Source organism: Acinetobacter sp. X9 (assembly GCF_054889255.1).
The window spans coordinates 2,364,461-2,378,475 of sequence record NZ_CM142679.1 but is presented as its reverse complement, the minus strand read 5'-3'; the positions used below and the strand labels follow the sequence as shown (position 1 = coordinate 2,378,475).

8 protein-coding genes and 3 pseudogenes are annotated in these 14,015 nt (G+C 38.8%); 8 read left to right on the top strand and 3 right to left on the bottom strand.

Going from position 1 to position 14,015, the window contains the following annotated elements:
- Both atzF and ACYU0V_RS11260 read left to right on the top strand, forming a co-directional pair.
- Positions 1–1,812 (top strand): allophanate hydrolase, encoded by a 1,812-nt coding sequence (atzF, locus tag ACYU0V_RS11265; protein WP_461847483.1) that lies wholly within the window; start codon positions 1–3, stop codon positions 1,810–1,812.
- On the top strand, positions 1,809–2,831 hold the full coding sequence (locus ACYU0V_RS11260) for an ABC transporter substrate-binding protein (RefSeq protein WP_262441307.1): 1,023 nt from the start codon (positions 1,809–1,811) through the stop codon (positions 2,829–2,831). The genes atzF and ACYU0V_RS11260 overlap by 4 nt, the downstream gene beginning before the upstream one ends.
- A gap of 51 nt (positions 2,832–2,882) precedes the next feature.
- Here the strand turns inward: ACYU0V_RS11260 and ACYU0V_RS11255 are convergent, their stop codons facing one another.
- The 3 genes and pseudogenes from ACYU0V_RS11255 to ACYU0V_RS11245 form a co-directional block, all read right to left on the bottom strand.
- Complete coding sequence (locus ACYU0V_RS11255; protein WP_032070481.1) at positions 2,883–3,764, bottom strand: ABC transporter ATP-binding protein; 882 nt, start codon at positions 3,762–3,764, stop codon at positions 2,883–2,885.
- Positions 3,764–4,708 carry an ABC transporter permease gene (locus tag ACYU0V_RS11250; RefSeq protein WP_009389057.1) on the bottom strand — a complete coding sequence of 315 codons (945 nt, stop codon included), beginning with the start codon at positions 4,706–4,708 and terminating at the stop codon, positions 3,764–3,766. Before ACYU0V_RS11250 ends, ACYU0V_RS11255 begins: the two co-directional genes overlap by 1 nt.
- A gap of 95 nt (positions 4,709–4,803) precedes the next feature.
- Positions 4,804–5,203: pseudogene (locus ACYU0V_RS11245) on the bottom strand (hypothetical protein).
- Positions 5,204–5,347: 144 nt separating this feature from the next.
- Between ACYU0V_RS11245 and ACYU0V_RS11240 the strand changes: the two are divergent.
- From ACYU0V_RS11240 to ACYU0V_RS11215, 6 genes and pseudogenes are all read left to right on the top strand, one after another.
- Positions 5,348–8,425: a DUF2345 domain-containing protein gene (locus tag ACYU0V_RS11240; protein WP_461847482.1), complete on the top strand. Its 3,078-nt coding sequence runs from the start codon at positions 5,348–5,350 to the stop codon at positions 8,423–8,425.
- A complete protein-coding gene (locus tag ACYU0V_RS11235; protein ID WP_347745948.1) occupies positions 8,425–9,996 on the top strand; it encodes a hypothetical protein in 1,572 nt (523 codons plus the stop codon). Before ACYU0V_RS11240 ends, ACYU0V_RS11235 begins: the two co-directional genes overlap by 1 nt.
- Before the next feature lie 11 nt (positions 9,997–10,007).
- A complete protein-coding gene (locus ACYU0V_RS11230) occupies positions 10,008–11,015 on the top strand; it encodes a PoNe immunity protein domain-containing protein (protein ID WP_461847481.1) in 1,008 nt (335 codons plus the stop codon).
- 61 nt (positions 11,016–11,076) lie between these two features.
- Positions 11,077–12,873 (top strand): annotated as a pseudogene (locus tag ACYU0V_RS11225) (RHS repeat-associated core domain-containing protein); the annotation flags it as partial.
- A 16-nt stretch (positions 12,874–12,889) separates the two neighbouring features.
- Complete coding sequence (locus tag ACYU0V_RS11220) at positions 12,890–13,420, top strand: hypothetical protein (RefSeq protein WP_032034488.1); 531 nt, start codon at positions 12,890–12,892, stop codon at positions 13,418–13,420.
- A gap of 88 nt (positions 13,421–13,508) precedes the next feature.
- Positions 13,509–13,847 (top strand): annotated as a pseudogene (locus ACYU0V_RS11215) (hypothetical protein); the annotation flags it as partial.
- Between the last annotated feature and the right edge of the window lie 168 nt (positions 13,848–14,015).

Sequence of the window (14,015 nt, the reverse complement as noted above, 5' to 3'; positions counted from 1 at the left end):
GTGTTGAAAAATTTATGGACAATTCAAGACTGGAAAACAGCATATCAAAACGGGCAAATCTATCTTGCAGATCTGATTAGCTATGTTGCAGAAATTAAAAATGATGACCACGCATGGATCGAAATTGCATCGAACGAGCAGATCCAATCGCAAATTGATGTTTTAAAAGACCAAAATATTGCTGACCTACCTCTATACGGTGTGCCATTTGCAGTTAAAGACAACATTGATGTCGCTGGCTTTCACACCACTGCTGCCTGTAAAGAAGCTCAATATTTAGCGACCCAAGATGCTGCCGTAATTGCCAAACTGAAAAAAGCAGGGGCGATTGTGGTTGGTAAAACTAACCTCGATCAGTTTGCAACGGGACTGGTTGGTGTTCGTTCACCTTATGGTGCAGTAAAAAATAGTTTTAACCCTGAATATATTAGCGGTGGGTCAAGCTCTGGTTCGTCAGTGGTGGTTGCCAATGGTATTGTGCCTTTTAGTTTGGGGACAGACACGGCGGGGTCAGGGCGTGTTCCTGCGGGCCATAACAATATTGTAGGCCTTAAGCCGACAAAGGGCTGGTTTTCTACCACAGGTTTAATTCCAGCCTGTCGAACTATTGATGTCATTTCTATTTTTGCGCTACATATTGATGATGCGTGGACCATTGCGAATTTAATGCAGGGCTATGATGAAACAGATGAATATTCACGAGTACATCCAGCCAATGTACCGACTCAGTTTTCTAAACGAAAAATAGCTATTCCAGCTCAGCTTGAGTTTTATGGCGATCTTGAATCTGAAAAAGCTTTTTTAGTTGCAGTCGAGCGCGTAAAAAAACTGGGCTATGAAGTTGAGAGTATTGATTTCAGCGCGTTTAATGAGCTTGCTGCCGCACTGTATAACGATGCATGGGTGGCAGAAAGAACTGTCGCTGTTGAACGCATGACAACACGTGAAAAGGCTCATCCAGTCATTGCCCAGATTATTGTGCAGGCAGATAAATTCAAGGCAACAGATGCACTTCAAGCCGAATATAACCGCGCCGTGCTTGCTCGAAAAATTAATTTGGCATTACAACCTTTTGATGCCTTGATGGTTCCGACAGCGCCAACCATTTACACCATTGCCGAAGTTGAAGCCGACCTGTTGACTAAAAACGCACACATGGGGGCTTATACCAACTTTGTCAATTTTGCCGATCTTTCGGCTTTAGCTTTACCAAATGTACTCCGTGAAGACGGCCTACCAAACGGCGTAACCTTTATTGCACCAGCTTGGCACGATCAGGCACTCGCCAATTTTGCGCAGCTTTGGCAAGCCGAAACATCGCTGAGTTTAGGTAAATCAACTCAACATTATCAAAAAAGTATAAACATCCAGTCGAATCATTCAGTGCAGCTAGCTGTGGTGGGAGCGCACTTAACAGGCATGCCGCTTAATTTTCAGCTCACTAGTCGCAATGCCACTTTCTTTAAGAAAACCCAGACAGCAGACACTTATAAACTCTTTGCCTTAAAAAATACCACACCACCAAAACCGGGGCTGCAATGCGACGCGACAGGTACGTCAATTGACGTCGAAGTGTGGGATGTTCCTCTAGCAAATTTTGGAGCTATTGTGGCTGAAGTGCCTGCACCACTTGGTATTGGGAACCTGAAACTAAAAGATGGAACATGGGTCAAAGGCTTTATTTGCGAAGCGTATGCCATTCAAGATGCAACCGATATTAGCCATTTTGGAGGCTGGCGAGCCTATATACAGTCACTCAATCAAACCGCTCAAAGTGTTGTTAGTAAAAATGTTGGGGAATTTTCTATATGATTAAAAAAGCGTTGTTATCCGTATCTATTTTATCGGCAGTTGTATTGGGTGGGTGTGACAATACCGCTAAAGTGCCTGAGGCTAAACAAGACACTCAGGCATCCACAAATACAAAACCAATTACCATTGGATATAGCGATTGGCCAGGCTGGGTGGCTTGGCAAGTGGCTATTGAGAAAGGCTGGTTAAAAGAAGCAGGGCTAAATGTAGAGTTTAAATGGTTTGATTATTCGGCTTCTCTTTCAGCTTTTTCGGCAAATCAGCTCGATGCTGTGTTGGTCACCAATGGCGATAACTTGGTAACTGCTTCGGGTGGTACTCAAGGCATGATGATCATGGCAACAGATTATTCTGCGGGCAATGATGTCATTATTGCAAAAGAGGGTATTAACACCATTCAAGACTTAAAAGGAAAATCAATCGGCGTCGAAAAAGGCTTGGTTGATCATCTTTTATTGGCAACTGCTTTAACTGACCATAACATTAAAGCGAATGAGGTAACGTTGGTAAATTCAGCGACGAACCAATTACCTCAAGTGTTTAATAGCCCCGATATTTCTGCGATTGCTGTTTGGCAACCTGTTGCAGGTCAGGCGTTAAAAGCAGTGGCAGGCTCTAAAATTATCTATACCTCTAAAGACAAGCCGGGTTTAATTTACGACACCTTAACAGTCAACATGAGCCACTTAACTGCTCATCAAGAGGAATGGAAAAAAATCATTCAAGTGTGGGATAAAACCGTTAAATATATTAATGACCCTGCAACTCATGCCGATGCGGTTAAAATCATGGCAAACCGTTCAGGGGTTGATCCAAAGCAATATGAGTTGATGGTCAGCGGTACGCATTTATTAGATATCAGTGCCAATAAAAAAGTATTTGCTAAATCTCAAGGCTTTGACTCAATTTATGGCTCTAGCTATCACGTCAATAAATTTAATGTCGAAAATGGTATTTATAAAACTGAACAAAATGTAGATGGGCTGATTTATCCGACACTCATAGAACAACTCAAATAAGCTCCATAAAGCAAAAAGCCCAAGTTGAACTTGGGCTTTTTTGTGTCTGATTTATTTTTCTGTACTGACTTGAGTCATACGCGGTATTTTTGGTAAGTCTTGCAACGCAGGGTCAAGCTCATCTTCTTCAGCATGTACCAGATAATCAACCCGTGAACGGAGCTGTTTGAACTCAGGTGTACTCATTAAATCGAGTGAGCGTGGGCGGGGTAAATTAACTTCAATAATTTCCTTAATTTCACCGGGGTTGGCTTTAAGTGCCACAATTCGATCTGCCAGTAAAATAGCTTCATCCATGTCATGGGTCACAAAAATAATCGTGATATCAATATTTTGCCATAAATCCATTAAGTGCTTTTGCATTTTTTGACGGGTGTGCGGGTCGAGCGCACCAAAAGGCTCATCCATGAGTAAGATCTTAGGTTGATTAACCAAAGCTCTAGCAATCGCAACGCGCTGTTTCATGCCACCAGAAAGTTGGTGTGGATACTGATTTTCATATTTTTCTAAACCAATAATATTGATCCATTCGCGTGCTTGAGCTTCGGCTGTCATTTGGCTAGCCCCACGCATTTGCGGACCAAACATCACATTTTCTTTTACAGTTTTCCAAGGGAAAAGGGTATAGCCCTGAAATACCATGCCGCGTTCAGGGCATGGACCCGTAATGCATTCGCCGTCTACTAAAACTTCTCCACTATGGTATGGGTCTAAACCTGCGATAACACGGCTCAGTGTTGACTTACCGCAGCCAGAAGGGCCAATCACACAAATAAATTCTCTTTTGTGAATTTTTAAATCGAGCTTATTTAAAACAGTGCGTTCGCTGTGACCATGCTTAAAGACTTGGCTCAGTTGTTTAGCTTCTAAAATCACAGGACGTTCATAAATTTTTTGAAAGTATTCATGCGCGTTAAATGTTGAATCGTTCATTATTTTGCTCCTACTTTCCAAGTGAACATCCGCTCACCTAACTTCATTAATAACCAATCACAGACCAGACCAATCACACCAATAATCAAAATAGCTGCATAGACATTGTCAAAGTTTTGATAGCGTGCCTGTTGGGTAATAAACCATGTAATACCCGAGGTCGTACCAATCAGCTCTGAAACAATTAAATAGGTCCATGCCCAGCCCAATAGCACACGTAAGTCGCGGTAAATATCAGGTAAGGCCGCAGGAATCACCACGTGAAATAAACTTTTGAGCTTATTGGTGCCAAGCGTATAGCCAGCTTCAATTAAGCTTCGATCAACCATTCGTGTAGTATTGGCAATAATGAGAATTTGCTGAAAGAGCGTACCAATCACAATAATGGCAATTTTAGGTGCGTCATTAATCCCTAAAATTGCCACTGCAAGCGCACCAAATGCAGGTGCGGGTAAGTAACGGAAAAACTCGACAAACGGTTCTGTTAACAGGGATATCCGCTTAGAAAAACCACACAAAATACCCAGTGGAATCCCAATCAAGGAAGAGATAAAAAAGGCTGAAAAAACCAGTTTAATACTGTGCCATAAACTTTGATGAAACCACGGTGAATCAGGTTGTTCTGGTGGTGTGGTAAATGCGGTGACCAAAGCCTTAGCGACTTCATGAGGAGCAGGTAAATAAATCGGATTGACCAAAATACCTTGTGGTGGTGCAGAATTTCGATTGACTGCATTTTGTGCTTCGAGATAGAACACATTTTTATCAATGCGACTTCCTACTTGTAAGTAAGAAACACTTCCCGAACTCGTGATTTGTACTTGAGGATGCCAAACAAAAGGTAAGTAACTGATTGCGCACCAAAGACATATTGGAATCACGAAAGAACAAATACTGAGAATCAGCTTGTTCTTTCGCGTAAATTCCTTTGCAACATAACCCATATCGAGAGCTCCCCATTTTGATCAGTATTACGATTTTCATGAAACGTAATATTGTTAAGCAAAATAGGTGCCATCTTTAAGGTGCTCTACATGACTTAAGACGAGGGAACAAAAGTTTCATGTAAATACACCCAATAACATTTTTTATCTTCTACTTTAATGCAGGCCGTAGAGGTACGCACTGTCTCGGTTTCATCAGTTTGCTGATGTTCCTGATATTGCACCCAACAATAATTTTCAAATTCGTATAAAGCTGTATTCTTAATAATGTTGATTTTTAAAGAAGGTTTTTTTTCCGATATTCTGACTAAATAAACTATTCACTTCTGCGAAACCAATGCTGTGCCCTTGAACGGTGACCATCTTAAAATTTTGATCAAAGCTATCTAAAAGCGGGCTCAGACTTTGCTCTGCATTTTTTCCTGTAAATACATTTTCTATTAAAATATGTAGGTCAATGACACTTTGAATGGCTTGATCCATTTGTTTAGACATGGGTTTTCTCCTTTAAAACCTTATCTTTCTTTTAAATAAACTAAAAAGTATGTAAGTTAAGGGAAGATAAGCTATTTTATATAAATAGACAATTCTGTCTGTTTTTTATAAAATATCGATGATTATGACTCAGTTTTTATAATAATGATGTCCCATAAAATATTTCAAATTTTAGATAGTTTAGGGTTGGTCGCACAGAACCGCGTTCTTCATGTGCAATTTTCCAACGCATCATTAAACAATCAAGTCTTCTTGCAACGCATCGAGGGCGAACATACGCTTAATCAGGGCAGCGTTGCTGAATTACTGTGTCTATCGACAAACGCGCATATTGCATTAAAACAATTTATTGGCTGTCAGGTTGCCGTCGATCAGGTGACCGATACAGGCCAGTTTTTTAGAACCACAGGCATTATTACCGAAGCGAGCCAAGGTCAAAGCGACGGTTCACTTACCATTTATAACTTAAGCTTAAAAGATTCAACTGCACTCTGGCATAAACGCCGTAATAGCCGTGTGTTTATGAACAAAAGCGTGCGGGATATTAGCGAAATTCTGTTTAAAGAATGGCAAGGGAAAAGCCCGTTATTTGCCTCAAGCTTAACGCTTGATACAGCAGGATTAACCAAAGACTATGATGTGCGTCCATTTGTGATGCAGTCAAACGAAAGCGATTATGACTTTTTAACCCGTTTGTGGCGTAGCGAAGGCATCAACTGGTTGGTCGATGAGTCACAGCTTTTTGTCGCTGACCCGAATGCTTCCATTCAGCCACAAGTATTACGTTTAATTGATGATAACCAAAACTATCAGGCGCTTGACCGTCGTAGTCTACGTTACCAACGCAGCAGTGCGACAGAACAGTTTGATACCATTACTCAAGTCAAGGCAGAGCGCCGCTTACAACCAACCTCTGTTCATGTACAACGCTGGCAAGCCGATGTCCTACAACAAGAAGAAGGCAGTGGCAGCGTACAAGGTAAGCAGCAGCACAGTGAACACTATGACAATGCCAGCCTAAACCTTGAAGATGCATGGCATGTTAGCCCAGCTTGGATGCAAGACCTAAAAGGCGAAGACCAAGCTACAGCTTCAGGCAATAGCCAGATTGAACAGTTTAACCAGCACATCAATGCTTACCATCACCTGAGTTCTAAACAGTTTACTATTTCAGGTAACGTCCGTGATGCACAGGTCGGTTACTGGTTTGAACTCAATGAGCATCCTGAACTCGACCAACATGAAAGTGCCGATAAAGAATTCTTAATCTTAAGCAAGCACTACTATAACCAGAATAATTTACCAAAAGAATTACAACAGCAACTTGAGCGTCTGTTGCCAAAAGACAAGCTCAAGGCAGCTCAACTCGATAGCCAAAACCCAGAGCAGCGCCACTATGCTGAGCTGAACGTGGTTCGACGCAACATAAAAGCTGTGCCTGAATATAACCCGTTAGAGCACCGACCAGCAGCTTACCCGCAGCGCGCTAGAGTGGTGGGACTGGAAGGCGAAAGCATTCATGTCGATCAGTGGGGACGCATTAAAGTCCGTTTCTTGTTTACCCGAGCCGACGACCATAGCCATGATGGTGGAGCTGGAAGTAACGACAATGACACCGACTCGGCTTGGGTCGATGTACTCACCCCATGGGCCGGTGCAGGTTATGGCGCACGCTTCTTGCCACGTGTTGGTGAAATCGTTGTGATCGACTTCTTTGACGGCAATATTGACCGTCCATTTGTGGTGGGACGCATACACGAAGCTGAACGTCACCCAACCCAGTTCGATCAGAAAGGCCAACTACCTGACACTAAAAAGCTCAGCGGTATCCGCTCAGAAGAAGTCGACGGTAAGGGCTTTAACCAACTCCGTTTTGATGACACCACAGGGCAAATCAGTGCCCAGCTACAAAGCAGCCATGCCGCAAGCCAATTAAACCTCGGTAACTTAAGCCATCCAAAAGACAAGGCTGAAAGTGAAGGCCGAGGTGAAGGTTTTGAACTTAGAACAGACCAATGGGGTGCGGTTCGAGCTGGCAGTGGCTTACTCGTTAGTACCCACAAGCAGGATCAAGCTCAAGGCGTACATCTTGATGCAAGCGAGGCCAAACAACAAATAGAAGGCGGTCTGAACAATGCCAAGGCACTCAGTGAAGTTGCTAAAAATCAGCAAACTGATCCATTGGAAGTTCTTGAGAGCTTAAAAACATTCATAGAACAAATTGAAGAAAAAGATCAAGACAAAGCTGCCGCTTTTAAGCAAGCCTTGATGATATTAACTGCACCCAACAGTATTGCTCTAGTCAGTAACGAGGACATTCACCTCAGCGCAGATGGTCAGTTAAGTCAAACTGCTGGTGATAGCATTAACCTGTCTACTCAAAAAAACCTGATTGCACATGCCCAAAATAAAATTAGCCTTTTTGCAGCTCAAGAAGGTGCAAGACTTTATGCAGGCAAAGGTAAAGTCGAGATACAAGCACAAGGTGACGGAGCAGATTTAATTGCCCGTAAAGCTGTTCAGGTGATTTCAACAGAAGACAAAATTGAAATTAGTGCTTCTAAAGAAATCGTTATTACGGCGGGTGGATCTCAAATCAAGATTAATGGCTCGGGAATTTTTCCAGTTACGGGTGGTAAGTTTGAGGTAAAGGCTGGGCAGCATTTGTTTATGGGGGGAGGGAGTGCATCTGCTACTTTGCCTGCTTTGCCAGCAGTAGAAAAAAATACGGGTTCAATAGAGCTTAATTATGTTTATGAAGATTTATCTCCTGTAAAACAAGCAACATATGAACTTTTATTTGAAGATGGGACCAGTAAAAAAGGTATGTTGGATGCAAATGGTTACGCTAAAATTGACAATATCGAGTTAGGTAAGAAAGCCAAAGTTTTATATGGTGAAGATATTAGAGTTAAACCTGAACATTTTATAGATCTTTTGAAAAATCCTATTGCTGAGCAAAAAATACGTACTGAAGAAGATATGTTATCTGCGAGGGCAACATTTTCTGATACATACAATACTTATCTAAAAGATAATTTTTTTGATGATGAAATTGAAGAAATGCAAAATAGCTGCGAAATTATACATGACTACTATGATGATTATATTTTAGAAAATGAAATTACACCTGAGACAAAACCATATAAAGAAATGCATTCGCAAGATTTAACAGGTGATGAAGCTGAATCCGAGCGTAGTTATCAAGAAGGTGATATTTAATGGCGATTTTACCTTCTGTACCAGCAAAAGCAACTAAACAACCTGTAACACAAAGAGTAACACCTCAGCAGTTAAAAAAAGCAGATGATGATGTGGGGAAGTGGTTTTTAGGCTTACTAGATGGGAGCGGTACGGGGCCTAGTCAAATTATTGTTACAGCAATTTTAGGATGTGTTCCGGTTGTAGGACAATTATTTGATTTACGTGATTTAATTAAGGGGATTATCTTAGTAGCCACAAATCCGGCTAATATAATGGGATGGGTAGATTTAGTCATAACTTTAATTGGATGTATTCCTGGATTTGGAGATGCATTCAAAGCAGGGTTTAAGCTTGCAAGAAGTGGTGCAAATGCAGAGCGTGTATTTGATGCTATGCGTAAATATGCCAAGATAGATCCTAAAAAAGCATTAAAAGAAATGGATTGGAATCAACTTAAAAACAAATGCCTTTCTTTACTCAATAAAATGATTGATGAATTTGTAGATGTTCTGGATTCTTGGTTGGCAAAACAAGTAATGGGTAGACCCAAAGTAAACGAAGTAATTCGTATGCTTCAACAAGTAAAAAAAGATGCTCCAAAATATATGAATTCTGCGTTTGCAGAAATTCAAAAAACAGTTAATCAAATGTTGAATATGCATCCCCCATTACCGAGTACAGCAGCAGCTAAGACCACACGTCAAGTTCCGCCTAGACAGACGACAGTTGCTGGCAAAGGAAAAAACTCATCTCAACAACCTTCAAATCATCAACGAGGTGGAGCACAGCAGCAAGTAAAAGACAAAGCTCCGACTGTTCAGAGTTCTGCTGTTAATAAAACAAAGCGTAGTCAAGAAATTAGGCAATCGAAAAAAAAGCGTTGGTCTACAGGGGTGCCTGCTGAGCATATTGTGGATTATTATTCAAAAGAAAGACGAAAGGGTTTACGTAAAATTAATGATAATGGACGTTTAATAGAAGAACATGATCGTTTAAAGCGTAATGCAGTGGGTGACCGGATACGTAAACAAGATATTAACCAAACTGGTATAGATCATTTGTGGTTTGGAAGTCATAAAGGTCGTAAATATTTGGTTGGTGAAACAAAGGGAAGTATTTTTGGTCATTTTGCTTTTTTAGCGGGAATGGCAGATTCTGATGCTAAAGCCATTGAAGGTAATCGGAGTGAGATTGGTAAAATTTTTGATGAAAAGACCGAATACAATGAACAGTCAGGGTTAGGTAAAAGATCGACTAGTGCAGAAACTTCTATAAAAAATGAAGGGGCTCTAACGGGCAGTCAAGGAAAAGCTGGGTTAAGTGGAACTAAGTCTAAAGGTCGTCAGATGAGTCATAAATGGATAGGAGCTTCCTTAAGAGAAGATATGTCTATTTCTATAACTCATAAAAATACTATATCCACAAATATTATAATTGCTCAGCGTAATTTTTCATACCCTACGATATATAACCGTGAAATTTATATGGTTACTGGTAAGCAATATGAGCAGCATGATCGTTCTAAAGGAAAAGTTCATAATATTCAGATGCCCTTAGTTGTTCTGCCAGATAATATTTTAGTTGAATAGAGAGTTAGTTAATGGAGTTATTGAACAAAGGTGATTGGGAGTCATTAAGACGAGAGCCATATCAAAAATATAAAGATTACGAATATACGGTATCTCAAGCTTTAGAGTCAGTCCAAACAATAGGTGAAAGGCTAAATGATAAGGAGTTTTTAAAAGATAAACCTAAAGGTGCAATTTACTTATCATCTAATCATTTTTTTGAAGCTTCTTTAGAGCTTATATTCTTTAGTTATTCTGCAGGTGTTTCTGTAAAGAAACTAGCTGAATATTTTCCTAATGTTATTTATGCACTTAAAAAAGCAGAATTTTACCATTTGGATTTTCATCAAAGTTCAGAATGTGATGGACACTTAGTACCGCACTTAGAATTAATTACAAGTGAATATTGGGAAGCTTTACAGTTAGTTTGTTTCTCTATTTTATTTGCTCAACCTGAGCATTTAAAAATAATTATGGAACTTCTGGCTTATGAAAATGATGAGCAAGATGCCTTACTGGATAAACTAGTTTCTCCATGGTTACCAGATCGGGAAATCTCGGAAGTCTATTTAAGACAACTTCCATATAGAAAGCTTGATAAAGTATTTACGGCGGATGAAGCTGACCGTCCAGCTCTGATGTCAGCTTACATGGATGAGTGGTATGGCGCAAGTAAAAGAGAACCCTATCATGATCGTCATAAAAGTAGTCAGTTTCCAGGTTATTGGTCATTAGAGGCAGCAGCAATTACAGTTATTTTACGAATAGATGACAGTAGTTATCGTGATAAACCATACTATCCAAAAGACTTAGTGGATTATGCTCGAAGCCAGTATACGGTTCTAGGTGAACATGGAAATATAGATGGAGAAGCTAACCGTTTACGTTGTGAAGCTGGTCAACCTTGTCCACAGTCTGGTGAATGGTATAGTCCAGCGAATGACATGCAAAAGCGTCATTTTAATCAGGGCGAAATTATGCCAGAAATTAAAGATAACTCTTGGGGCGAAACCATTTGGTATTTAGATCTAGAAAATTAATAATATTTATTTTTTGATCTTTTAATATAGGGCCTATCTAACTGATAGGCTTTTTCATTTCTGGAATCATGTTTATGATGAATTAAATAATTGAGCTACAACCATCCGACCAGATGGACAGAAAATAGATTGGCTCACTTATGGAAGTGGACATGTCTATGGCGTAGCTTTAAATGGTGAAGATGTTGTTAGCTTTGAACGTGATGATTTACATAGAGAGACATTACGACACTATGCAAATGGACTTAGCCAACAACAACGTTATGATGAAGTCGGGCGCTTAACTCAGCAATTAATGTTGAATGGGCATGATAAAGGCTATCAGGCCCAAACTAAAAATAATGCCATCCAGCATACCAACCAATTGATTGAACGCTTATATCACTACGATAAAACAGGTGAGTTAACGCTCATTAAGGATACTCGCCGTGGGGCTATTCATTATAAATATGATCCTGTTGGGCGTTTATTAGAAGCGACCAGTAAACTTGGGAAAGAGACTTTTAATTTTGACCCGGCAAGTAATATTTTAGATCGATATAACAGTACCAAAGATCAATCCGCACAGCACATTTCTAGTGAAAAAGGTTATAGCTATAACCGTTTAGTCAATAACGTCGTACAAGAATATCTTGACCAACAATATCAATATGATGCTTTTGGGCAATTGATTCGACAAAAGTCATCACAAGGTGATTTAAATCTTGAGTGGGATGTATTGGGACGTCTTATTCGTAGCCGAAATAATCAATACACGGTGGATTATCGTTACGATGCTTTAGGTCGACGTATTCAAAAAAGAAGTAAACATCACCATACTGGACAAGAGCAGAACATTATTTATGGTTGGGATGGTGATACTTTAGCTTATGAATCTAGCGCTGATATAACTAAACACTATTTCTACGAAAAAGATAGTTTCGTGCCTTTGTTGCAAGCGGCGTATCATCACTCAATTGAACTACATCAAACCCAAGACTGGACAGAAAAAACATATAGCATTTATAAAGCCCCTCTTTGGAATACAGTAAAACAAAGTCAAGGTTTTGATGATGTATGGTTCTATCACTGTGACCATTTAGGTACACCGCAAGAAATGAGTAACCTGACAGGCGCCATTGTCTGGAAAGCTCAATATAAAGCTTGGGGTGAATGTAAGCTAGAACAGGCTAACTCAGATTTCTTTGAAAAGTCAGAAATTATTAGCAATAATATCCGTTTCCAAGGTCAATATTTTGATGAGGAAACAGGACTTCATTACAACCGTTATCGTTATTATTCGCCGTATGTAGGTCGATTTATTAGTAAAGACCCGATTGGATTATTGGGTGGGTTTAATGTTTATGCTTATACTGCGAACCCCGTACAATGGATCGATCCATATGGATTAGCACCATGTAGTCTAGTTAGATATAAGCCAGATAAGGTAACACCTCAAGCTGGAAGTCGACAAGATGCTATTGATAGAGCTTGGTCTCTTGAGAAGCAGCTAATACAAACAACTGGAACAGGTACTAGGGATTGGAGTCAAGCTGAACTGGATACGATTCTTAGAACGCCAAGTGGTAGTGGTAAAGGTCAGCTCTCATCTGTTATGTCAAATCTTGGCTATACTGGTCATCACATTAACAGTGTTAAAAATAATGGAGCATTAGGCGAAAGTTGGAAAGGAGATCCGCGGAATATTGTTTTCTTGGAAAACCCTAAACATCCAAATAGTAGTCCTATGCCTAATGCATATAATGAGCATTTTCATTCAAAGCAAGGTCATCGAGGAAGTACGACTAATGTCTCCAGAGGAAGATTGATTGATAGACAAGCAATGATTAATCAGTTTAATAAAGGTTGTAGTATCTAATATTAGGATAGGTATCATGAATTTTAATGATTTATTAAAGAAAGTTGATGAATGTAATGAAATAATTTATGGTGAAAGATTCCTTATTAATCAGGTTAATTCTGTTAATGATGATCTGTTTAAAAGCTATTTAAGTTGTATTCCTGAAAATGATTTTAATATTGATTTAGGAGGGAATATAAATGATTTTTTAGGAAAAGATTCGTTAGATAATATTCAATATATGTTTGAAGATATATTCGAGGGGGAAAGTGCTACAGTATTCTTAACGCAACATGATGTAAATATCGTATACATAAATCATAATAGTGGCGAGATAGGGGCATGTATTTCAGGCGATGAATTACATATCATTGCTAAAAATTTATTTGATTTTTTTTCACAAATTAATATTGTGCAGAATTTAATTATTGACCTATATGACTCTAACCCTAGAGGTGAAAATGGAGGGTATAAAATAGGTTTTTTAGAAGAGTTAAAGAAAATTCTTATAAATGAAAAAGTATTGTTAGATGTAGAGTATTTTATAGAATTTTTTTATGGTTAAAGTGTAAGTAATATTCAAAAATAAGTAGTATTTCTAGATGTTTGTTTAGAAGTACTACTTTGAAATAAGATGTTTTAAAGGTTGGTCTGTGAATTTTTATACAATTTATCCGTCTGAATATATTGATAGATATTTTTCTTTTGACTTGAAAGGGAAGCAAGAAATTATTGTTGATTATTTTAAATTTGATTTAAGTGATAAGTTTTTAAAAAATCCTAGAATAAGTTTAGATTGTGGTAATATTTTTTCTGATCGATTAAATGAGATGTTAGAAACTGATTTTTATTATTCATCTTCTGGAATTTTACTATTTTCAAAAAGATTTTTTAATGAAGTGAAAGAAATTCTTGAAGATGATTGTGATTTCTATAAGTGCTCTGTGAGGAATGAAGAGGTAGATATTTATGCTATGTATATTAAGAGAAAAAACAATTTATTAGATGAGTATGACTTCATAAAAAAAGATCTTGTAACAGATGACTGTTTTATTGCTAGAGATACGGATAAACCTTATATCTATGTAGTAAGTCAAAAATTTGTGGATGCTATTAATAAATTTAAATTAAAAATGAATTTCTTAGAATACTAAAATATT

What these genes read in the sequence shown, in the direction of transcription:
- ACYU0V_RS11250 (WP_009389057.1), bottom strand. Translation starts at nt 4,708, where the DNA reads ATGGGTTATGTTGCAAAGGAATTTACGCGAAAGAACAAGCTGATTCTC.
- ACYU0V_RS11235 (WP_347745948.1), top strand. Translation starts at nt 8,425, where the DNA reads ATGGCGATTTTACCTTCTGTACCAGCAAAAGCAACTAAACAACCTGTA.
- ACYU0V_RS11220 (WP_032034488.1), top strand. Translation starts at nt 12,890, where the DNA reads ATGAATTTTAATGATTTATTAAAGAAAGTTGATGAATGTAATGAAATA.
- ACYU0V_RS11255 (WP_032070481.1), bottom strand. Translation starts at nt 3,764, where the DNA reads ATGAACGATTCAACATTTAACGCGCATGAATACTTTCAAAAAATTTAT.
- ACYU0V_RS11240 (WP_461847482.1), top strand. Translation starts at nt 5,348, where the DNA reads ATGATGTCCCATAAAATATTTCAAATTTTAGATAGTTTAGGGTTGGTC.
- ACYU0V_RS11230 (WP_461847481.1), top strand. Translation starts at nt 10,008, where the DNA reads ATGGAGTTATTGAACAAAGGTGATTGGGAGTCATTAAGACGAGAGCCA.
- ACYU0V_RS11260 (WP_262441307.1), top strand. Translation starts at nt 1,809, where the DNA reads ATGATTAAAAAAGCGTTGTTATCCGTATCTATTTTATCGGCAGTTGTA.